The 22112-nt window shown below is 50.6% G+C and carries 16 protein-coding genes; 10 read left to right on the forward strand and 6 right to left on the reverse strand.

The annotated features are described in order from the left end of the window. Positions 1-32: 32 nt before the first annotated feature. The 3 genes from ACO0LE_RS10515 (at position 33) to ACO0LE_RS10525 (ending at position 9607) form a co-directional block, all read left to right on the forward strand. Positions 33-623, forward strand: coding sequence for a chemotaxis protein CheW (locus tag ACO0LE_RS10515; RefSeq protein WP_422960318.1), 591 nt, complete (start codon positions 33-35; stop codon positions 621-623). Positions 624-682: 59 nt separating this feature from the next. Next, positions 683-3019 (forward strand): methyl-accepting chemotaxis protein, encoded by a 2337-nt coding sequence (locus ACO0LE_RS10520; protein ID WP_422960319.1) that lies wholly within the window; start codon positions 683-685, stop codon positions 3017-3019. 93 nt (positions 3020-3112) lie between these two features. Continuing rightward, positions 3113-9607: an Hpt domain-containing protein gene (locus ACO0LE_RS10525; protein WP_422960320.1), complete on the forward strand. Its 6495-nt coding sequence runs from the start codon at positions 3113-3115 to the stop codon at positions 9605-9607. Positions 9608-9671: 64 nt separating this feature from the next. Here the strand turns inward: ACO0LE_RS10525 and ACO0LE_RS10530 are convergent, their stop codons facing one another. Next, complete coding sequence (locus tag ACO0LE_RS10530) at positions 9672-11171, reverse strand: cryptochrome/photolyase family protein (RefSeq protein ID WP_422960321.1); 1500 nt, start codon at positions 11169-11171, stop codon at positions 9672-9674. 189 nt (positions 11172-11360) lie between these two features. Here ACO0LE_RS10530 and ACO0LE_RS10535 point away from each other — a divergent pair, with 189 nt between their 5' ends. The 6 genes from ACO0LE_RS10535 (at position 11361) to ACO0LE_RS10560 (ending at position 16286) form a co-directional block, all read left to right on the forward strand. After that, positions 11361-12059, forward strand: a complete 699-nt coding sequence (locus ACO0LE_RS10535) for a YqgE/AlgH family protein (RefSeq protein WP_422960322.1) — start codon at positions 11361-11363, stop codon at positions 12057-12059. Then, positions 12059-12463, forward strand: coding sequence for a Holliday junction resolvase RuvX (gene ruvX, locus ACO0LE_RS10540; protein WP_422960323.1), 405 nt, complete (start codon positions 12059-12061; stop codon positions 12461-12463). The genes ACO0LE_RS10535 and ruvX overlap by 1 nt, the downstream gene beginning before the upstream one ends. Continuing rightward, complete coding sequence (gene pyrR, locus ACO0LE_RS10545) at positions 12460-12972, forward strand: bifunctional pyr operon transcriptional regulator/uracil phosphoribosyltransferase PyrR (protein WP_422960324.1); 513 nt, start codon at positions 12460-12462, stop codon at positions 12970-12972. The genes ruvX and pyrR overlap by 4 nt, the downstream gene beginning before the upstream one ends. Next, entirely contained in the window at positions 12965-13924 is a 960-nt protein-coding gene (locus tag ACO0LE_RS10550; protein WP_422960325.1) for an aspartate carbamoyltransferase catalytic subunit, read from the forward strand. Before pyrR ends, ACO0LE_RS10550 begins: the two co-directional genes overlap by 8 nt. 119 nt (positions 13925-14043) lie before the next feature. Then, on the forward strand, positions 14044-15327 hold the full coding sequence (locus tag ACO0LE_RS10555) for a dihydroorotase (protein ID WP_422960326.1): 1284 nt from the start codon (positions 14044-14046) through the stop codon (positions 15325-15327). A gap of 224 nt (positions 15328-15551) precedes the next feature. Next, the gene (locus tag ACO0LE_RS10560; protein WP_422960327.1) at positions 15552-16286 is read left to right on the forward strand and encodes a lysophospholipid acyltransferase family protein; all 735 of its coding nucleotides are present in this window, start codon (positions 15552-15554) and stop codon (positions 16284-16286) included. Between the two features lie 61 nt (positions 16287-16347). On the opposite strand, the gene ACO0LE_RS10565 is transcribed toward ACO0LE_RS10560, so the two are convergent. The 4 genes from ACO0LE_RS10565 to ACO0LE_RS10580 all read right to left on the reverse strand — a co-directional run bounded on the left by ACO0LE_RS10565 (position 16348) and on the right by ACO0LE_RS10580 (position 21054). Then, positions 16348-17193: a symmetrical bis(5'-nucleosyl)-tetraphosphatase gene (locus ACO0LE_RS10565; protein WP_422960328.1), complete on the reverse strand. Its 846-nt coding sequence runs from the start codon at positions 17191-17193 to the stop codon at positions 16348-16350. A gap of 20 nt (positions 17194-17213) precedes the next feature. Beyond that, positions 17214-18320: a ferrochelatase gene (hemH, locus tag ACO0LE_RS10570; RefSeq protein ID WP_422960329.1), complete on the reverse strand. Its 1107-nt coding sequence runs from the start codon at positions 18318-18320 to the stop codon at positions 17214-17216. Positions 18321-18401: 81 nt separating this feature from the next. Further along, on the reverse strand, positions 18402-20048 hold the full coding sequence (gene recN, locus ACO0LE_RS10575) for a DNA repair protein RecN (RefSeq protein ID WP_422960330.1): 1647 nt from the start codon (positions 20046-20048) through the stop codon (positions 18402-18404). Between the two features lie 112 nt (positions 20049-20160). Next, positions 20161-21054, reverse strand: a complete 894-nt coding sequence (locus ACO0LE_RS10580) for an NAD kinase (protein WP_422960331.1) — start codon at positions 21052-21054, stop codon at positions 20161-20163. A 173-nt stretch (positions 21055-21227) separates the two neighbouring features. Between ACO0LE_RS10580 and ACO0LE_RS10585 the strand changes: the two genes are divergently transcribed. Continuing rightward, complete coding sequence (locus ACO0LE_RS10585) at positions 21228-21914, forward strand: HAD family hydrolase (protein WP_422960332.1); 687 nt, start codon at positions 21228-21230, stop codon at positions 21912-21914. A 5-nt stretch (positions 21915-21919) separates the two neighbouring features. Here the strand turns inward: ACO0LE_RS10585 and ACO0LE_RS10590 are convergent. After that, positions 21920-22112 (reverse strand): hypothetical protein (locus ACO0LE_RS10590; RefSeq protein ID WP_422960333.1); only part of this gene is annotated, 193 nt, incomplete at its 5' end.

Raw genomic sequence — 22112 nt, forward strand, 5'->3', positions numbered from 1 at the left:
TTGTTTTCGTTCGATAACCTTTCCGGACCATTATGGACCAAACTTCTCGCGATAAACCAGCGACAAGCCTAGACAGAACCAGACCAGATGCTGGTCTGCGCCGTACCCGTTTGCGGGAATTTCAGGCGCAGCTGGTTGAGCGTATGCAGGCAGCCCAAAGTGGCGCGCGCGTTAGTGCAAGTCAACTAGGCGTGATGATTGGACAGGTAAGGTATTTGCTTGATTTGCAGGAGTCCGGTGAGATCGTCTCTGCCGGTTCTATGACTAGAGTCCCTCTGACCAAAGACTGGTATGTTGGCTTGTCAAACATACGGGGAAGTTTGACCAGCGTTGTCGACCTTGCTCGTTTTGAGGGGCGCGATGTGACGAACCTTGATCATAGCTGCCGTGTCGTTGCATTTGCCCCCAGTCTGGCATTTAACAGTGGCTTACTCGTGACTCAGGTGCTGGGTTTGAGGAACGTAGCAGAAATGGAAGAGCAAGTGAATCCGGAAGGGGAAAACCAACCCGACCAGAAACCTTGGATCGTTAAGAAATATCGTGATCGTGATGCAAACATCTGGACGCAGCTGAGTTTGGCTACGTTGGTGCAAGATCAGGATTTTTTACATATTGGCTTGTAATTCGTCAGTTGAATTATCAGATTGGCTGACAGCTTCTCAATCGTTTAGGAGACCTAGTAATGGCATATAAACTACCGTCCTTGTCCAAGAAAAAACAAGACCAAGAGCTTGACTTAGCAGAATCAAGCGTCCGGGAGTTCAATAATGCTGCCGATTCGATTGAAGAGGCTAGTAACGTGAAGATGCTCCCGGGAGACGCTCATGGCGAAGCAAAGCCTGAGTCAGTAGAAGTCGTCGCAGAGCGCACGCATGTGCCGCGCGCTGATGCGACCTTCATTGGTGATGCGCTGGAAAAAGGGGGGGATATTCGCCTCCCTCTGATCGGTCATTTGCCGTTGCAAAGACAGATTCGTTTATTGCTGATCCTGATGGTGGGTTCGTTGCTGGCGGTTGCTCTGTTCGTTTATCTGAACTCTGCCCAGTCAACTTTGATTTCTACTCAGGCGCAGATTGCCGGTGAGGTGCTGATGCACTCCCAGCGTATTGGTAAAGCGGCACCGAATGCGATTCAAGGTAATCCGGCAGCGTTTAAGCAGCTCGATGAAAGTCGTCGCGAGATCAACAGCGATCTAAACGTTTTGCTGAATGGTTTGTCTTATCAAGGCCGTGAATTGAAAAAGCCAGATTCTTCTGTTGAGCCCATCTTGGCCGACACTAAGAAGGCCTGGAATAACTCAGACAAAGCGGCCGACACAATTTTGAAGTTGCGTAAAGAGTTGACGGGTTTCGGTCAGACGCTGCAAAAACTGAATGGCATGTCTGGTGGCCTGTTGGAACTGACCGAACAAATTTCGACCTTAAAGGTACAGGGCGGTGGTAATTCTCGTGAAATTTCAGCATCAGGTCAGCTGGTGATGTTGACTCAGCGTCTGGCGCGTAGCGCGAATGAATTCCTTACATCTGAAGGTGTTAACCCTGAAACGGCATTTTTGTTGGGTAAAGATACAAACACGTTCCGTGATCTGGTTGACGGCTTCCTGAACGGTAGCGATGTATTGCGTCTGACGCCGACGAAAGATGCTGCAACACGTGAAAAATTACTCGAATTGCAAAAAGCGTTTGCTGAATACCAGACTTCCGTTTCCAGCATTCTCGGTAATCTGCAAAACTTTATTGCAGCGAAACAATCCGAACAATTGGTGTTTAACGAAAACGAAGATTTGAAGCAAAAAATTACTAAGCTTCAAAAAACTTACACTGCTCAGCAAGATACGATCAGTATTTCATTCTGGCTGATGTTGTTAAGCGCTGTACTGGCTCTGGTTTCAGCTGCAGGTATCGCTCTGGTTCTGTTGCAGGATAGCCGTAACCGCGCTAAAGAAGCGAATGAACGCCGTGTAGAGGCCGATGCGCAGATGTTGCAAGCGCAGAAGCAGGAAGAAGAGGCGAAAGCTGCGAACGATCAGAATCAGGCTGCTATTTTGCGTCTGATGAATGAACTGCAGGAAGTGGCGGATGGTGACTTGACGATTCAGGCAACGGTGTCCGAAGACATTACTGGTGCGATTGCCGACTCGGTTAACTACACGGTGGAAGAGTTGCGCGGGCTGGTAGGTCGTGTTACGTCAACGGCGGCGCAGGTTACTTCTGCATCTAATCAGGCGCAAAGTATTTCTAATGATTTGCTGGAAGCATCACAACAGCAGTCTCGTGAAATCTCTGACGCGGGTCAGATTGTTGTGACCATGGCACAGGATATTACCGACGTTTCCCGCTCTGCGAACGAATCAGCCGAGGTTGCACGTCAGTCGGTTGCTGCGGCAGAGCAAGGTTCCCACGCGGTGGAAAACGCGATCAAAGGTATGAACGAGATTCGCGAACAAATCCAAGAAACATCTAAACGTATTAAGCGTCTCGGTGAGTCCTCTCAAGAGATTGGCGAGATCACTGAACTGATTTCTGATATTACCGAACAGACCAACGTCTTGGCGTTGAATGCGGCGATTCAGGCAGCGTCAGCGGGTGAAGCAGGTCGAGGCTTCTCCGTGGTTGCGGAAGAGGTTCAACGCCTTGCGGAACGTTCAGCTGAAGCGACCAAGCAGATTGGTGCGCTGGTTCGTACGATTCAAACAGATACGCACGATGCGGTTGCCGCGATGGAAAAATCCACGCAGGGTGTGGTTGAGGGAGCAAAACTTTCCGATGCTGCTGGTACCGCGTTGTCTGAAATCCGTAGCGTTTCGAACCGTCTCGCGGAACTGATTCAAGGCATCTCTCTCGCTACCGAGCAGCAGGCAACTTCTGCTAACGGCGTTGCTCAAAATATTCAACACATTTTGACGATTACTGAGCAAACTCAGACCGGTACACAACAAACTGCGCATTCCATTAGTGAATTGTCGATGTTGGCTGAAGAACTTAGAAACTCCGTATCTCGTTTCCGGGTTGCTGCTTAATTTTCAGCTACTGGCTGCGTATTGTTCGTAGCCAGATCATAAATGCATGGCGATAAGCGAAGGTTTATCGCCCTTTGAGTTTGCGGGGTACGCATGACGTCTGATTTTTCAATTTCGCAAGAAACTCCCCAGGAGCAGTTTGATATTGGCCCTTTGTCTTGGGTGATGGGTGAAGTCCGCGAAGCAATTACCAGTGCTGGAAAATTATTGTCGGATGCTGTCGTGCAGGATGACGATAGTAAATCCACGATGCTATTGCATGCCAAAAGTTATTTGCATCAGGCGCATGGCGCCTTGCAGATTGTGGATATCGACGGTGTGTCGATTGTTACTGAGACCATCGAGGATTTGATCGAGCGCCTGCAATCGGGGCAGCTCGAAATGAATCCGGCGCATATTGACGTCATCAACGACGCTTTCCACGCTATTTTGCGTTACCTCGAAGACTTGTTGTCTGGCAGCGCACATCAACCTGTGCGTTTGTTCCCTTACTATCGGGCATTACTCGAATTAAAGGGTGCAGAGCGCATTCATCCTGCCGATTTGTTCTTCCCGTCTTTGTCAGTTCAGGAGCAAATTCCTGAGTTGACCATCGCACATGATGTCGCTGCTGTGAATTACACCAGCCTGAGACAACGTTTTGAAAAACTCTTGCTGACCGTTTTAACCAGCAAAGATAATGCGCAGCAACTGCTTGCCGTAAAGGCGATGCACGATCTGATCGGTGAGATTGAGCATGCACAGGTCACGCCGCAAGCGAAAGCTTTCTGGCTGGTGATGCGCGGCTTTGCCGAGACGGTTGCACAGGGCGCGATCGAAAATAAACAGTACGTAAAACAAATTTTCGGGCGCATTAATTTGCAGATTCGACGTCTCGTGGACGGTGTTTCCAGTATTCCTGAGCGTTTACTGCGGGATGCTTTGTTTTTTATTGCGCAGGTCGATCACCCCTCGGCTTTCGTCGCACAAATTCGCCGCGCATATCAGCTCGACAATCAGGTTCCGATTGATTACGATCAAAAGAACTATGGCAAGATTGCCGCCAATGTGTTGGCGACTGCCAAAGAGCAGGTGGGTAGTTTAAAAAATCTGTGGGGCAGAATTGCTAATGGCGATGCTAGCGTCTCAGATCGCTTTGCTCAAAAAATGAAAGACCTAGCTGAGAATGGCGCAAACCTGAACTCGGCTCCCTTGTCGAAGTTGCTCCGTGAACTGAGTGGTATCGCACGCCATGCCGCTCACACTCCGGAGAAGGGCAAGATCGGCATAGAGCTCGCAACAAGCTTGTTGTTTGTAGAAAATGCACTCGACCACATATCACGTTTGCCAGACCATTTTTCTGAACGTGCAGACGAAGTAACGGCACGTTTGTTGTCACTGGTTTCCGGTGATGAACCGCCAACTCAAGCCGCGTGGATGGGTGAAATTTCACGTGAGGCGCAACAAAGACAAACGATGTCGGTACTGGTAGCAGAAATGCAATCTAGCCTGCGTCAGGTTGAAAAAACTCTGGACGAGTACTTCCGTGATCCGGCTAGTGTCGAGGTATTGTCACCTGTTGATCCGATTTTGCATCAGATTGGCGGCGCTCTGGCTATCCTGGATCAGGATGATGCCATGCTTGCTGTTGAACATGCCCGCAAAGTCATTGCAAATTTCTATGAAGTTGCCGGTACTGAACATGCGGAAAGCGCTCATCAAAATGTCGCACAAAATATTGGTGCGCTGACTTTCTTTATCGAGATCTTGCAATCTCAACCAGATACCGCAAAGAAAAAATTCAGCTTTGATGCGGACGCTGGATTATTACGTTCCAGATTGCTGGAAAAGAGTGTAGAGAAAGAATTGCTTCCCTCTTCACTGAATGAATCTGCCGGAAATGTTGTTCAGGCGCAGTTATCCGAGACTGTCGTTACCGCAGAACAAGAGCTGGTCAATCAGCAGCAGCAATCGTCAAAGCTTGTTGCTTCTTTGATGGAAGAGCCAGAAAACCGTGAGCTGCAGGCACAGTTAAAAGATTCACTTGAGTCGGAGCGCTCGGTTGCTACCCTCCTTGATGATGCTGATGCGAGTACACGTGCTCGTGCGGCGATTGATTTGCTGGGGCAAGCAGATTCGACTATTTCTCAAGACGCACTCAACCATATTGTAGCGGCTACGACGCACGTTGTCAGTGAGCCTGCGCCTAGTTATGTTCCTGAGCTGCCTGCCAATGATGACGCGATTGATGCTGAGTTGTTGGAAATATTTTTGATGGAAGCAGATGAGGTTCTTGGCTTTGTCAGAGAAACTGTGCCAGCATCGAGACGCGATCCGGGTAATCAAGAACATCTTACAAGTCTGCGTCGTTCATTCCATACTTTAAAAGGCAGTGGACGTATGGTTGGCCTGACCGTCTTTGGTGAGGCTGCATGGAGTATCGAGCAGATCATGAATATGTGGCTGTCCGAGTCACGTGATGGTAACGAGCATTTGTACGCCTTGTTAGACCGGGCCGCAGACGAAATGTTTGCCTGGGTCGAGGATTTGAAGCATGTGGGATTCTCCAGTCGCAATGGATTAGCCCTGATTGCCGCAGCAGAACGCATTAAAGCCGGTCAGGATTTCCAATATATAGAAACTGCCATAGCAGAAGTGGCTCCTCCTGTTACTGAGCATGTTGTAGTCGAACCTGTTTTGGCTGAAGTTGCTCATCCTGCAATGGATGATGCTCACACTGATTCGCCCGCTCTTGTTGAGCTTACTGCTGCTGTAGAGACGGCAAACTCCGTGCCGGAAGAGGCTGAGATCGTCATTGAGGCGGTTGCAGCCTTCGATGCAGATGAAGAAGATCATGTGAGTGACAGCGTTGATCATGCGATCACTGTCTCTGATATTACTATTCTTGAACCAACATCATTAAGTCCGGTTGATCGCCAGGAAATTACGGAAGCGCCTGCTTTAATCGAAGCAATTGATTTCATCGAACCCGTCGTGTTGCCCGACTCAGTATCAGTCCCTGAAGCACTTGTTGCAACAGATAGCCTCGATATACCGGAAGTTTTATCGGCAGAACCAGTTGTTCTTGATGTGGTGGCAGATACCGCAGCTGAATTGCCTCAGGATACTGCCGCGGTGTTTGAGACTATCGTACATTCGGATGCTGTTACTCGCCATGAGACTTTGTCAGAGGTGACCGCGATAGCACCTGAGCCATTGGCAAACCTCGTTTCGGAAGCGGCATCGACTGCGCAGATCATTGAGTTCCCAGATTTATCCAAGCCTTCCGAAGCGCAGGATGATAACGTAAAACGTATCGGCGATATCGAGATCAGTTTGCCTTTGCACACGATTTACATGGCAGAAACGGATGAAATTGTCCGCTACCTGTCACAGGATTTTGCTGAGTGGCGTCATGAGCCACATCGCAACGTATCCAAACATGCTGTGCATGCAGCTCATTCTTTAGCTGGCAGCTCTGCTACGGTAGGTTTGAAGTCGGTTCAAGAGCTTGCACACAGTCTGGAAATGGTTCTTCAGCGTTTAGAGCGTCATCCTGTGGTACTGGACAATGCAGAGTTTGACACACTGGATCACGCAGTTGAAACCGTGAAGCAGATGTTGAAAAAATTCGGTTTGTCTGAGCTTGCAGAGCATGCATCGACCGAAGTTCGTCAGCTGGATAAATTATTGCTTGCTGTCATAGCGCGTTCGGATGCTGGTGCAGATGACGAGTTCATTACCTCTACAAACGAAAAACTCGTTATCAACGATTTAGCTGAATTGGATATCGCCGGAGAGGCTCCTGCAGTTGAATTGCTACCTGAACCAACGACAAATGCTAATTTAGATAAGCCAGAAGAGAGTTTGCTAGATCTGGACACGCAACGTGCGATTGCTGCAGATTTGCTTGAGCATCCGGATGTAATCGTTGAGGTAACTGCAGACGCCTTGCCTGAGGTGCTTATTGAACCAGTTTCTGATGAGCCAGTCGTTGAGCAGCCAGTTCGGGTTGAACCAGAATCAGTGGTCAGTGTAGATCCTGCGATACCAGAACTAGTTGCAGAGCCTGTTATTGCGCCGCTAGTGCCGCAGCACAAGGAAGTTGCGACAGATACTACATTTGATGCGGCACCATTGACATCAGATCCCGATTTGCGCATCAAAGATGATCTGGATCAGGATCTCTTGCCGGTGTTTATCGAAGAAGGTCATGATTTGTTGCCTATGGTAGGGCAGCTATTACGCTCATGGCAGCAACAACCGGAAGAGACGGCAATTCCTCAATCCATCTTGCGTCTGATGCACACGATAAAAGGTAGTGCACGGATGGCGGGTGCGATGGAATTGGGGCAGCACACCCATGATATGGAAACGCGTGTAGAGAATCTTATGCACGCCGGTGGCGGAGCAGCGCGTCAGCCACTGATGGATGATCTGGTCATGCGTCACGACTACAGCATGCAACTGTTTGATCGCCTGCAGAATCCGCAGTTACAAGTAGTTGCGCCTGTTGCTGCAGAAGCGCTGACAGCAGCACAGGAACTGGATCAATTCCAGGAAACGCTGAGTCAGGACGCAGCTGCTAACACCGGTCCGGCTGATATTGCGTCAGCCCCGAAAGAATTGGTCAGCCTTGCACCTTTAGTACCTTTAACGGCATCGAATGCCGTCAGCAATTTTGTGCCTGGCCGCGCGGCAGTATCTGCCCCGGTTGCACCTGCTGGCCCTGCGCCGTTGGTGCGTGTCCGTGCAGATATTCTTGATCGCCTCGTCAATCAGGCTGGTGAAGTTTCTATTTCACGCTCTAAGTTAGAAAATGAAGTAGGCACATTGCGTACTTCATTAACTGAATTAACCGAAAACGTGAACCGTCTGCGTGCGCAATTGCGTGAAGTCGAGATTCAGGCAGAAACCCAAATTACTTCGCGCATGGCGATGTCTGGCGATCGCGAATTCGATCCTTTGGAATTTGATCGCTTTACCCGTTTGCAGGAACTGACTCGTATGATGGCTGAGAGCGTCAGCGACGTAGCGACGGTGCAGACCAACCTGACGCGTACGATTGATGGTGCATCGAACGATTTGCATACACAAGCACGTCTCACCCGTGAATTGCAACAGGATTTGATGCGTGTCCGTATGATTCCGTTTGCAAGTATTGCCGAGCGTTTGTACCGGGTAACCCGCCAGACGTCGAAAGAAGTCGACAAGCGTGTCAATCTTGATATCCGCGGAACATCGGTTGAGATTGACCGTAGCGTTCTGGAAAAAATGATCGGACCGTTTGAACATTTATTGCGTAATGCAATTGTTCACGGCATCGAAACACGTGATGCACGTCGTACCAGTGGCAAAGAAGAAATCGGTGAACTCTTAGTTGAAATTCGTCAGGAAGGTAATGAAGTTGTGATCCACTTCAGTGATGACGGACAGGGCTTGAACTTGTCACGTATTCGCGAAAAAGCTAAAACAGTTGGTTTGATTGGTTACGACGAGAATGCCAGTGACGCCGACGCCGTTAACATGATTTTTGAACCGGGTTTCTCTACTGCCAGCGAGGTCACAGAGTTGGCAGGCCGTGGCGTCGGTATGGACGTGGTACGTTCTGAGGCGGCGTCTCTGGGCGGCCGTGTTGCGGTGAGCTCTGTCGAGGGTAAGGGCGCGCATTTCACCATTCATTTGCCACTGACTCTCGCCGTCACACAGGTCGTTATCTTGAAATCTGGTGGAAAAACTTTTGCAGTGCCGTCCGTTCTTGTTGAGCAGGTACAGCAATTGAAATCTGCAATGCTGGCCACTGCTTACAATGATGGCGCGATTATGTGGCAAGGCGCCCGCGTTGCAATGCATTACCTGTCATCGATGTTGGGTGAGCACGAGGTAGCACCGATTGCGCAGCAATATTCACCGATCCTGATCATGAAGAGCGGTGCAGAGCGTGTTGCGATTCACGTCGATGATATCGTCGGTAATCGTGAGGTTGTTGTTAAAAATATCGGTCCGCAGTTAGCTCGTATGACCGGTATTGCCGGTGCTACGGTACTTGGCTCTGGTGAAGTCGTACTAATTCTGAATCCAGTGCCTTTAGCCCAAAGAATGGAGCATGAACATGCTCGCCATCCTACACAGCAAGCAACTCAGGATAATCCTGAAATGGGCGCGGTAGCGAACCTCAGTACCGGTACTGAGAATGCAGAAGTAGCGCCAGTCCAGGGTTTACGCACTCAGCACACGATCATGGTGGTTGATGATTCATTGACGGTACGTCGCGTTACCCAGCGTTTGCTGACACGTGAGGGATATCAGGTGATACTGGCCAAAGACGGTATTGACGCTCTGGAGCAACTGCAATCGGTCACTCCGGATGTCATGCTGGTTGACATCGAAATGCCACGTATGGATGGTTTCGATCTAACTCGTAACGTTCGCAGTGATGCGCGCACCAGTCACATTCCTATCATCATGATTACTTCACGCACAGCGGACAAGCATCGTAACTATGCACAGGAGTTGGGTGTGAATGAGTACTTTGGTAAGCCTTATCGTGAAGATGATTTGCTCGGCGCAATTACACGTTTTGTAAGTAAAGAAGCGGTTGTCGTATAAATAAACCGTGCCGGATGTCTTCTAGAGATCATCCTCCAGATGTAAATTTAAAAATGCACCTTGCTCAAGGTGCATTTTTTTCGTCTGGCTTTTTTACCACTGCATAGCGAGCCAAGGTCGCTTTGCGGGCCAGATCATGTTCAACGACGGGCAGCGGATAGTCTTTTCCCAAAGTCAGTCCAGCCGATCGCAATGCATCCGTGCTCTGCAGCCATGGGGCATGAATTTGTTTGTTGGTGAGCTTACCGAGTTGGGGTAAATACCGGCGGATAAATTTACCTTCCGCGTCAAATTTTTCAGATTGCGTGACCGGATTAAAAATTCTGAAGTAGGGCTGCGCATCACAACCGGACGAGGATGCCCATTGCCAGCCCCCATTATTTGCAGACAAATCAAAGTCATTCAAATGCTGTGCAAAATAACGCTCACCCCAGCGCCAGTCGATGCCCAAGTCTTTAATTAAAAAGCACGCCGCGACCATGCGCAGGCGGTTGTGCATATACCCTGTCTGATTCAATTGCGTCATTGCCGCATCGACCAGCGGATAGCCCGTACGCGCCTCGCACCAGGCCGCAAACAGATTTTTTGCCCGCTCACCCTGTTCCCACTGGATCGCATCGTAGTCTTTCTTAAAGGAGCGTTCCACAACATGAGGGTGATGATGCAGGATCTGAAAATAAAAATCGCGCCAGATCAGTTCAGCCAGCCAGACTTGCGCTCCGCCAAGATCGGTAGCAGTGCGCATACAGGTCATTGCTTCACGTACCAGATGTCTTACCGATACGGTACCAAAGCGCAGATGTACCGATAGATATGAGGGACCTTTTACCGATGGATAATCTCTTGTCTGACCGTAGCGCTGTATCCGTTGTAAAAAATCAGCGATTAATACCGTACCGCCCGACATGCCGGTTGGTACGTTCATATGTGATTCCGGATCGTCCTTAAACCCTAGCTCTGCCAGGCTCGGGATAGTGGTCAGTGCAGCAGGCAAATCTGCTGCAAAACGGTTTGCATAAAGGTCAACGGGATAGGGCTTGCTATAAAAATCGCTTCCTTCTGCATAAAATTTCTTCAGCCAGGCATTTTTATACGGCGTGAATACGGAAAAAGAAGTTCCTGCCAGCGACAAGACTTCATTTTTCTCAAAGATCACCTGATCCTTACGCGTATACATAGCGCAGTCAAAACTCTGCAGTCGCTGCTTGACAAGAGCGTCACGCCTGATCGCCTGAGGCTCGTAATCGTGATTGGCAAATACCGCATTAATGTTTAGTTCTGCTGCCAATGCAGGGATTTCTTCTTCGGCGACGCCATAACGTACGATGAGCTTTCCGCCCAGTTTCGCCAGTTCCTGCGCCAGCTCCTTGATGCTTTCGTGAATAAACCAGACACGCCTGTCATTAGGAACTAAATCCTGCAAGATGCTTTTGTCAAAAACAAAGACGCAATACACCGCTTGGCTATGTTTAAGGGCGGCATACAGGGCAGCATGATCAAAACAGCGCAGATCGCGCCGGAACCAGACCAGTGAGCGCTCGACAGTTAATTGAGAAGTGGTCATCGTAGTATGAAAAATTGTGATTTGTTATGTTTAGATACCGCTGATCGTCTTAGAACGTGATCAGTTCGCTTTATCATCATCCAGATAACCGCGCAGGCGCCCTAAAAGATGCCCAAAAGCAGGAATATCCAGCGTTTTGCCGCAAGCACTGACATCGAAAAAGCAGCCTAAAAATGCTAAAATGGGCGCATGGCGAAGTTAATCAAAAATCCCCACTCTGAATTATCGGCAGAATTCGTACAGCAAGAGCTAGATGCTCCTGTGGATGCCGCTGCTGACACATCCTCCGGCACATCCGGCGAGGCATCTCAGCCCGATACCACTTTAAATCTCACCAATCATTTCTTGATTGCAATGCCATCGATGCAGGATCCAATTTTTGGCGGCACAGTGATTTATCTGTGTGAGCACAATCAGCGTGGCGCGATGGGACTGGTCATCAATAAGCCGACTGACATGACGCTAGCGGGTTTATTTGATCGTATCGATTTAAAACTTGAAATTATTCCTGATTCTCACCCTATGCGCCAGCAGCCTGTGATGTTTGGTGGACCGGTGCAAGATGATCGTGGCTTCGTTTTACATGCGCCTGCCGGCAAGTTTTCATCCTCGCTCAGAGTCACGGATCAGATCGCTTTCACTACGTCGCGCGATGTTTTAGAAGCGGTTGCATCGGGTGATGGCCCTGCGCAAGTCTTGGTCAGTATCGGTTACGCAGGCTGGAGCGCGGGTCAACTTGAGCAGGAAATAGGCGCCAATGGATGGCTGACTGTTGCCGCTGATGCCAGGATTATGTTCGAGTTGCCAATTGAAGATCGCTTTACTGCTGCGATCAAATTACTCGGTATCGATCCGATGATGTTAGCAGCCGATGCAGGGCACGCCTGATGAATGCTGTCGCCAATGTATCTGGCACTATCCTGGCATTTGATTTCGGATTAAAACGTATTGGAGTCGCAGTCGGCAATACCTTGCTGCGACAAGCTCAGGCTTTAAAAATCATCAGTGCCGCGACCAACGATGGCAAGTTTAGTGAAATCACACAACTGATCAAAGACTGGCAACCCGTGCTCTGTGTCGTAGGCTTACCCATGCATCCTGATGGTGCCGGGCATGAAATGACTGTACGCTGCACCCGATTTGCCAACCAGCTGCACGGTCGTTTTGCTGTGCCGACGATCTTAGTCGATGAACGTTACTCCTCTGCTGTGCTGAGCGCCAAACGCGGCGAACATATCGACGCACAGGCAGCCGCCCTAATTCTGCAACAATATTTTGACCAGACTCCATGACCTCTTCTACGCAATTACCCGATGCGGAAACGCTCTACCAGCAATTGCTGGAGCAAATTAAAGCGCGTGTTGCCACCGATGAGCATCTCGCTATCGTTGGCATTTACTCTGGCGGTGCCTGGCTGGCAGAGCGTCTGGTCAGCGATCTCGGCCTGAAGGGCAAGCCCGGCTTTATCGACGTTTCATTTTACCGTGATGACTATGCGGCTAAAGGCTTACACGCTGAAGTGAAGCCTAGTCAGATTCCGTTCGATGTCGATGGCGCCAGCATTATTTTGGTCGATGACGTGCTCTACACGGGACGCACAACACGCGCCGCAATTAATGAATTATTTGACTATGGTCGTCCCGCAAAAATCATGCTGGCAGCTCTGGTCGACAGAGGTGGGCGCGAGTTGCCGATTGCGGCAGATTTCGTCGCTCATACTGCCGAATTTGAAAAAAACTGTTCCGTCAATCTGCAGCGTGCAGACGGTGGTCAACTTAGCTTCTCGATAGATCATGCATAATCCCCAGCTCAATAAAAACGGCGAACTCCAGCATCTGCTGACCATCGATGGCTTGCCAAAATCCATCGTCAATCACATTCTGGATACTGCCTCTTCCTTCGTCAGCGTGAGTGACCGCGAAGTCAAAAAAGTCCCGCTGATGCGAGGTAAAAGCGTGTTCAATCTGTTTTTTGAAAACTCGACACGTACCCGCACTACGTTCGAGATTGCCTCCAAACGTTTATCTGCCGATGTCATTAATCTGAACATTGCCGCGTCGAGTACGAGTAAAGGCGAATCATTGCTCGATACCATCGACAATCTGGCGGCGATGCATGCCGATATGTTCGTGGTGCGTCATGCGACTTCGGGTGCGCCCTTCCTGATCGCCAAACACTTGAACGACACCAGACAAAATCATGTTCACGTAGTCAACGCAGGTGATGGTCGTCATGCGCACCCGACCCAGGGTTTACTGGACATGTACACCATTCGTCACTACAAAAAAGATTTCACCAATCTCACGGTGGCGATTGTCGGCGACGTATTGCACAGTCGCGTTGCACGATCGGATATTCATGCACTGACGACACTCGGTGTGCCAGAGGTGCGTGTGATCGGGCCACGTACCTTGTTGCCGGGCGGTCTGGAGCAAATGGGTGTGCGCGTCTTCAACAACATGGACGAAGGTCTCAAAGGTGTGGATGTCATTATCATGCTGCGCTTACAGAACGAGCGTATGAGCGGTGCCTTGCTTCCTTCGGCACAAGAATATTTTAAGAGTTATGGACTGACGCCGGAGCGCCTGGCGCTGGCAAAGCCTGACGCGATTGTTATGCATCCCGGGCCGATGAATCGCGGTGTCGAGATTGATTCCGCTGTAGCCGATGGTCCGCAAGCAGTGATCTTGCCGCAGGTGACATTCGGCATTGCCGTGCGCATGGCGGTCATGAGCATTGTTGCGGGCAATTAGCCATTCTGCTGACAACGCCGGCGAACACCGCGAATATCCGCGGCGCAGCACGCAACATAGTGTCAGTATGCGCGGGATAGCAAGCAAAAATAAGCGAAAAAACACGTGAAAGAACAAGTATGAAAATACATATCAAAAACGGTCGCCTGATCGATCCTGCGAATCAGGTCGATGCAGTGCAAGATGTATTTATCGCCGCTGGCAAGATTGTGGCGGTTGGTCAGGCGCCTGCCGATTTCATTGCGAATAAAACGATTGATGCGACGGGATTGGTCGTAGCACCTGGCCTGGTCGATCTGAGTGCTCGCTTGCGTGAGCCAGGATTCGAGTACAAAGCAACGCTGGAGTCCGAGTTGCAGGCCGCTATGCGTGGCGGTGTCACGAGTCTGGTCTGTCCGCCCGATACCGACCCAGTGCTGGATGAATCCGGTCTGGTCGAGATGCTCAAGCAGCGCGCCAGGGTACAGAATAAAGCCCATGTTTATCCCCTGGGTGCGCTCACTATCGGGCTGAAAGGCGAAGCACTGACAGAAATGGCGGCACTGACTGATGCCGGTTGTATCGGTTTTTCGCAAGCCGAAGTCACGATTGCCGATACCAATGTGTTGCAGCGCGCTTTGCAATATGCCAGTACATTTGGCTACACCGTCTGGCTGCGTCCGCAAGATGCCTTCATCGGCAAAGGTGGCGTAGCGCATAGCGGGCCTCTGGCATCACGCCTTGGCTTGGCTGGTGTGCCAGTGATGTCGGAAACGATCGCTCTGCATACCTTATTCGAACTCATGCGGGCGACTGGCGCCAAAGTGCATCTGTGCCGCATTTCGTCCGCTGCGGGCCTGGAACTGATCCGGCAGGCGAAGAAAGAGGGACTGCTTTTGACCTGTGATGTCGGCGCACATCATGTGCATTTGACTGATGCGGATATTGGGTACTTCGATTCGAATGCCCGTCTGACGCCGCCCTTACGCACTCAGCGTGATCGCGATGCGATTCGCCAAGCTTTGCTGGATGGCACGATTGACGCCATTTGCTCTGACCACACTCCGGTTGATGATGATGAAAAACTGCTGCCGTTCGCCGAAGCATCACCTGGTGCAACAGGACTGGAATTGCTACTCTCGCTGTCATTGAAATGGGCGGAAGAGAGTCGTGGCGATGTGTCTTTATCGCAAATGCTGTCAACTATTACGCATGCTGCGGCGAAGGTTGCTGGCCTGAGTTGCGGTCAACTGGCTGTCGGATGTGCGGCTGACGTCTGCCTGTTTGACCCCGCGGCGCGCTGGGCTGTCGATGCCAAAGTGTTGGCGAGTCAGGGCAAGCACACCCCTTTCCTCGGCTATGAATTGCCCGGTGTCGTGAAGACAACGATCGTCTCTGGTCATATCGCGTTTGATGCGTCTTAAGTGAAGCTACGTTCAAACTCAGTTGAGGTTTCTGAGTGTCAGATCAGATTCAATGCTGATCTGACCGTGTCCATGGGTCGATGTCGCTTAAAAGCTGCATGTAACGCAAAAATATGCCGCAGTATCAATAAATAGGGGAGTATCGGCATAAAATGCCTTGATTGCGCAGATTATATCTACGTTATTAAAAATACTCCCACTCAGTATATAAAAACAGGATAGGCATGATAGCTTGGCGTTTCGCACGGGTGGTGATCCATTTATTCGCTGGATTATTGACCTGTGCTGTGGTGTTTCCTTTTACATCGGCACAGACGCACGAGCGCCTGGTGCGTCGCTGGTCGCAAAAACTACTCACGATTTGTACAGTCACAGTAGTGTTTAAAGACCTGAGTGATGGCGCCGTCGCAGAGCGGGCGATGATCGTATCGAATCATGTCTCCTGGCTTGATATTTTCGTTATTAACACGTTGCATCCCTGTCATTTCGTTGCCAAGTCCGATATCCGCGACTGGCCTTTGCTCGGCTGGTTATGCGAAAAAGCCGGTACGATTTTTCTCAAACGCGGCAGACAGCGCGATGTGCGCCGTATCTACGAAGGTTTGGTGCATCAGATCGAAGCTGGCAAGCGCATCGCTTTTTTCCCCGAAGGCACGACTGCCGCACAAGGTAATGTATTGCCGTTTCATGCGAACTTATTTGAAGCCGCAATAGAAGCGCATGTCCCGGTGCAGCCGCTGGTTGTGCGCTATGTGGATGCGCAAGGGCAATTGCATGCAGCAGCCGATTTTATCGGTGACATGACGTTTGTCGAGAGTATGCATGCGATTTTACGAGCACCTAAAATGACGGCTGAGCTCGTCAGATTGCCGTCGATTTCTACCGAAGGTGCCCACCGTCGCGAAGTCGCGCTGGTCGCGTGGGTGGCTGTGATGAAGCAGCTCGGTATCGCGGAATAAGTTCACGGAATAAGCTCACCAGATAAATCGCGGTGTCAGAACAAAATGCCAGAGCAAAAACCTAACCAGGCTCCTGCTGCTGCGGACAATCGATCTGTACGACATCTCTGTTTTTTAAGGATACGCCGGTTAATTTCCCACCCCATACACAGCCGGTATCGAGGCTGATCAGGTTGGGGCGCAGGACCAGTCCCATAGTTGACCAGTGGCCGAAGACCAGCGTGTGGTCCGCACTTGCTCTCGGCAGGTCAAACCATGGCGCATATCCCGCCGGTGCCGTTCCGACGCCATCTTTGCTCGCAAAATCCATGATGCCGTCACTGCTGCAAAACCGCATGCGTGTCAGCGCATTGATGATGCAGCGATAGCGGGCCGCGCCTTGTAAATGATCATTCCACTGGTTCGGTGTATTGCCATACATCTGGCGTAACAGGCTGATCCAGTTCTCGCTTTGTAATTGAGTCATAACCTCTTGCGCCAGCGACAGCGTTTGTTGCACCGACCATTGCGGGAAAACACCGGCATGTATCAGCAAATGATCGTCAAGGCAGATCGCCAGCGGGCGATGGCGCAGCCAGCCAAGTAAGTCGTCACGATCAGGCACCTGCAGAATGTCGTCCAGCGTATCGCTGCGATGAGCGGGGCGTATGCCATTGGCAACCGCCAGCAAATGCAGATCGTGGTTGCCCAGCACGCTGTCAGCACGACCTTGCTCATGTAACTGTTTTACAAGACGCAGCGTTGCCAGCGATTGTGGCCCGCGGTTGACAAGATCGCCTGCAAATAACAACCGTGCTTGCGGAGAGCGTTGTTCTATCTTGGTGAGCAGTTGCTGTAGCTGCTCACAGCAACCTTGAATGTCGCCGATGACGTAAGTGTCAACATGGCCTGATGGTGCTGTGTGCATAATCTATCCGGTTATCTGGCTCAGTGATCTGCACCAAGACGCTTGGATTCTGAGCGGCTGATCAGGGCATCTTGTTTTTGCTTGTCTCGCATGCTGACAGTCATCATTGTAGGCCAGCCAATCAGGTGTTGCTCAGTAATTTCAGCAAGTGCGCGCAACCACTCTGGTGATTCGTTGAGGCAGGGAATGTAGCTAAATTCTTTACCGCCTGCATGCAAGAATTCATCGCGGACTTCCATCGCGATTTCTTCCAATGTTTCAAGGCAATCAGCGATAAAGCCAGGGCATACTACATCGATCCGTTTGATGCCTTGTTGAGCCAAGGTTTTCACCGTGGGGGCGGTGTAGGGTTGCAGCCATTCGGCACGCCCGAGTCGCGACTGGAAGGTGACAACATACTGATCTTTGCTGAGGCCAAGTTGCTCTACCAGCAGGCGCGCGGTTTTGTAGCATTCACAATGGTAAGGATCGCCGCGCATTAAAAACGCTTTTGGCAAGCCATGAAAACTCATGACGAGTTTTTCGGGACGCCCGTTATTTTGCCAGTGGTTCATGATCGACAAACGCAGAGCGCGGATATACGCATCATGGTCATGGTAACTGCGCACCAGGCGTAGCTCTGGCATATTGCGGGTACGCTGATAATGGCTGAAAACGGCATCGGCGTTAGAGCCCGTTGTGGTCGCTGAGTATTGCGGATAGGCAGGCAAAATCAAAATTCGTTCGCAGCCTTCTTCCTTCAGTTTTTGCAGCACCGTCGGAATATTTGGTGAGCCATAGCGCATGGCATATGCAACTTGTACTTCATGTCCGCGCTCACCCAGATAGCCTTTAAGCAGGATGGCCTGTTTTTCGGTATGGACTTTCAGCGGAGAGCCGTCCTTACTCCAGATCGAGGCATACTTTTTCGCTGACTGACTTGAGCGAAATGGCAGAATGATCAGGTTCAAGATGCACCACCAGATCAGACGCGGCACTTCGACAACCCGCGGATCCCATAAAAATTCTTTCAGATAGCGCCGGACTGCAGACGTGGTTGGTGCATCCGGTGTACCAAGGTTGATCAGGACGACGCCGGTTTTAGTGGCTTTGCCGTGCGTATAGTCAGGTTCTTTCAGGAAGCGCATAGGTATTTTAGTAATCTTATTGGTGGTGTTAAAGTTTTTCGCAGTTGAACTGATCTGGTCATGGTCATAGCAATAGCTGGTTCAGGATGCCAGCAGTTCCCGGGCATGTTTGCGCGTGGTCGCTGTGATTTCGATACCGCCTAGCATACGGGCAATTTCTTCTACGCGTTGCTTGGAATCGAGCCTGTCGATCTGCGATTGGGTTTTACCGTTGCTGCTGTCTTTGCTGACCTGAAAATGCTGATTTGCCTGACTCGCCACTTGCGGTAAATGCGTCACGCACAGCACCTGACGGTCTTGTCCCAGACGTTTAAGCAGGCGTCCCACGACTTCAGCAACGCCGCCTCCGATGCCGCTATCAACTTCGTCAAAGATCAGCGTCGGGGTCGCTGTCGCACATGAGGTAATCACCGAGATAGCCAGCGAGATGCGGGCGAGTTCACCGCCTGATGCCACTTTGGCGAGGGAGCGCGGTTGCACACCGGCGTGACCTGCCACCTGGAATTCGACCTGTTCCAGTCCGTGACTAGCCGCTTCGCAAGGATGCAGGGCAATCGCAAAACTACCGCCACTCATACTAAGATCCTGCATGGCGGTGGTGACTGCGGCAGCTAATTCTTTCGCTACTTTGTGACGCGCTTTGGAGAGTGTCTGTGCGACTTGTTCATAGGCAGTATAGGCATTTTTCTCCTGCGTTTTGAGTGCATCGATATCGGAGGCATCGGCTAATTGCTGTAATTGCTCGGAGAGAATCGCCAGTTCCAGATGCAGAGATTCTGGTGCAACATGGAAGCGCCGCGCCGTGGCGTGCATGATCTCCAAGCGCGCTTCAACGGTACGTAAGCGAGCCGGATCCAGCTCAATACGGTTCAGGTAGTCATTCAATGCATAGCTGGTTTCCTGCAAGTTGATGCGGGCAGAATCGAGTGCATCGACGACCGGTTGCAGCGCTACATCGTATTCGACTAGTTTCAATAAACGCTGATGCAGCGACGAGAGTTGCGACAGCATGGGATGATCGGTTTCTGAAATCAGATCGACAGCTTCCTGCGCACCTTCAAGCAAGCTGGCAGCATGCGCCAGACGGCTGTGCTCGTGGGTGATGCTCTCCCATTCACCGGCTTGAATTTGCAATTTGTCGAGTTCTTTCACCTGCCATTCCAGGCGTTCGCGCTCCAGCAGTACATTTTTTGAATCTCGCTCAAACTCTTCTCTTTGTTTGACCAGATTGCGCCAGACCTTGAATAATTTGCCTGCTTTTTGCGCTTGAGTTTGCAAGCCACCCTGCATATCGAGCAGTGCCCGTTGTGCTTCTGATTTCAATAAAGACTGATGGGCATGCTGACCGTGGATGTCAACCAGTAATTCACCAAGTTCACGCAACTGACCTGCTGTTGCCGGGATGCCGTTGATGTAGGCTTTTGAGCGGCCGGCATTATCAATTACACGACGCAACATCAGTTCATGGTCGTCATTAGCGAAATCGTTTTCGTTTAGCCAGGCGGTCGTGTTTTCATCGACGGAGAATTCTGCACAGATGTCGGCGCGTGCCGCACCCTCGCGTACCATGCTGGCATCACCGCGCCCTCCGAGGCTCAGGCTCAGGGCATCAATCAGAATGGATTTACCTGCGCCGGTCTCCCCCGTAAAGACGGAGAAACCCGCAGAAAATTCAAGTTCTATCGCATCGACGATAACAAAATCACGGATAGCAAGCGTGCGCAGCATAGGTGGTTACAGGGATAAGAAATTGAAGAAAACTGGAGTCGTCACCCAGGGAAAGGTGCGTAATCATACTCGCCGCACCGATCATTCAGGGGCAGCGGCGCATCATTGTATTTTAACGTAAAGCCCCTTCGACGGAGGGGTATTCATTCCAGTGCAGTTTCTCACGCAGCGTGTCATAGTAGTTCCAGCCACGTGGGTGTAAAAAGGTGATCGTATGGGCAGAGCGCTGTATCATAATTTTGTCTTGATACATCAGGCTGGCGAACGATTGCATATCAAAATTCACGCTGATATCACGTCCTGCGACGATCTCAATCACGATTTCACTTGAGTCAGGCAACACGATAGGGCGGTTAGACAGAGCATGTGGCGCGATCGGCACCATCACGATACCGCTCAGGCTGGGATGTAGCAGCGGGCCGCCAGCGGACAGCGCATATGCCGTGGATCCGGTCGGTGTGGAGACGATCAGTCCATCCGAGCGCTGGTTGTACATGAAGTGATGATCAACGTCGACCCGCAATTCCACCATACCAGAGCCGGCACCTCTCGACACCACAATGTCATTGAACGCCATGCCGCTGAAAATTTGGTTACCCTCACGTACGACGATTCCTTGCAACAGGCTGCGACGCTCGGATTCATATTTTCCCTCTAGCATTTCTGTAATGACGGGAAACATCCGGTCCATGGGAATATCGGTAATAAAGCCGAGGCGCCCCTGGTTGATGCCGATCAGCGGCACATTGTAGGGCGCCAGCTGTCGTGCAATCCCGAGCATCGTGCCATCACCGCCGAGCACAATGGCGGCATTGGCAAATTTGCCGATTTCCGCGACAGACATGACGGTATAAGCATCTAGCAGAATGTTCTGCGCAGTTTCTTCCTCAAAGACAACGGTATGCCCGGCCTGACTCAAAAAGTCGGCAAGTTCAGTCAACGATTCGGTTATACCTGCGGCATTGTATTTGCCAACGAGTGCAATGGTTTTAGCCGAAGAAGTCATAAAGGTCAGATTTGTTAGCTAGTGTACGAGGCGTACTGTAAAACATACTATGAAACATGCGATCAAACTTAGTATGAGACATGCGAGATGACTCAGATTAGACCATAATTGCATCTGATTTGGATATTCCAAATGCAGCGGCCCAGTATGAAATACGGAAAAAGTGAGCAAAGATGCAGATCCAGGCAGTTCTATTTGATTTAGATGACACCTTGTGGCCGGTAGCGCCTGTCATCCAATATGCCGAGGCGACTCTGTATCAGTGGATGATGTTTAATACGCCAGAGGTTGCGAGGCATTACTCAATCGAGCGGATGCGTACGTATCGGGAAAAGCTGGTCAAAACCAATCCACGTTTTCAATACGATCTCTGGTCACTGCGCCATGCATTGCTGTCGACTTTGTTTAAAGAATTTAAAGTTGATGTAAATAAGGCAGATGAGGCAATGGCGGTATTTGCGGATGCCAGAAATAAGGTCAGTCTGTATGACGATGTTTTGCCAGGTTTGCAGGCGCTGGGCACGCGGGTGAGACTGGGCTCCGTATCGAACGGATTTGCCGACCTGAATGAAATTGGACTGGCAGCGCATTTCAAAGTCTCTCTCGCCGCACATCGCTTCGGCTGCGCCAAACCCGATCCGCGTATTTTTACCGCAGCCTGCCATGCGCTCGATCTCAAACCAGAGCAGGTCATGTATGTCGGCGACGATCTATTGTTAGACGTGGAAGGTGCCCAAAAAGTGGGTATGTATGGCGTCTGGATGAACCGTCATCAACTAGAACAAGATAAGCCACACCATGCGCATATCAGACCAGATGCCGTGGTCAGCAGTTTGCATGATGTTGTGGCAATGTTTTGAAGTTATTAAGCCTGCTTCTGTATAGGCAAGTCTGGCATCTCGACAGGCTTAAGGACATCCTGCACCATCGCTCCCTGCTGCAATACCACCACACGCTGTGCCATACCGATAGTCTCTGGGCGGTGCGCCACGATGATACGAGTTAACTGAATTCTTTGAATCGCTGAATTGACCGCTTGCTCGTTCCATATATCCAGA

This window comes from Undibacterium sp. Xuan67W (assembly GCF_049340165.1).
Classification (GTDB): domain Bacteria; phylum Pseudomonadota; class Gammaproteobacteria; order Burkholderiales; family Burkholderiaceae_D; genus Undibacterium.

Bases quoted from the DNA above. Each gene is read 5' to 3' on its own strand.
- ACO0LE_RS10555 (WP_422960326.1), top strand. From the start codon at position 14,044: ATGAAAATACATATCAAAAACGGTCGCCTGATCGATCCTGCGAATCAG.
- ACO0LE_RS10515 (WP_422960318.1), top strand. From the start codon at position 33: ATGGACCAAACTTCTCGCGATAAACCAGCGACAAGCCTAGACAGAACC.
- pyrR (WP_422960324.1), top strand. From the start codon at position 12,460: ATGACCTCTTCTACGCAATTACCCGATGCGGAAACGCTCTACCAGCAA.
- ACO0LE_RS10525 (WP_422960320.1), top strand. From the start codon at position 3,113: ATGACGTCTGATTTTTCAATTTCGCAAGAAACTCCCCAGGAGCAGTTT.
- ACO0LE_RS10580 (WP_422960331.1), bottom strand. From the start codon at position 21,054: ATGACTTCTTCGGCTAAAACCATTGCACTCGTTGGCAAATACAATGCC.
- recN (WP_422960330.1), bottom strand. From the start codon at position 20,048: ATGCTGCGCACGCTTGCTATCCGTGATTTTGTTATCGTCGATGCGATA.
- ACO0LE_RS10560 (WP_422960327.1), top strand. From the start codon at position 15,552: ATGATAGCTTGGCGTTTCGCACGGGTGGTGATCCATTTATTCGCTGGA.
- ACO0LE_RS10530 (WP_422960321.1), bottom strand. From the start codon at position 11,171: ATGACCACTTCTCAATTAACTGTCGAGCGCTCACTGGTCTGGTTCCGG.
- ACO0LE_RS10535 (WP_422960322.1), top strand. From the start codon at position 11,361: ATGGCGAAGTTAATCAAAAATCCCCACTCTGAATTATCGGCAGAATTC.
- hemH (WP_422960329.1), bottom strand. From the start codon at position 18,320: ATGCGCTTCCTGAAAGAACCTGACTATACGCACGGCAAAGCCACTAAA.
- ACO0LE_RS10550 (WP_422960325.1), top strand. From the start codon at position 12,965: ATGCATAATCCCCAGCTCAATAAAAACGGCGAACTCCAGCATCTGCTG.
- ruvX (WP_422960323.1), top strand. From the start codon at position 12,059: ATGAATGCTGTCGCCAATGTATCTGGCACTATCCTGGCATTTGATTTC.
- ACO0LE_RS10585 (WP_422960332.1), top strand. From the start codon at position 21,228: ATGCAGATCCAGGCAGTTCTATTTGATTTAGATGACACCTTGTGGCCG.
- ACO0LE_RS10520 (WP_422960319.1), top strand. From the start codon at position 683: ATGGCATATAAACTACCGTCCTTGTCCAAGAAAAAACAAGACCAAGAG.
- ACO0LE_RS10565 (WP_422960328.1), bottom strand. From the start codon at position 17,193: ATGCACACAGCACCATCAGGCCATGTTGACACTTACGTCATCGGCGAC.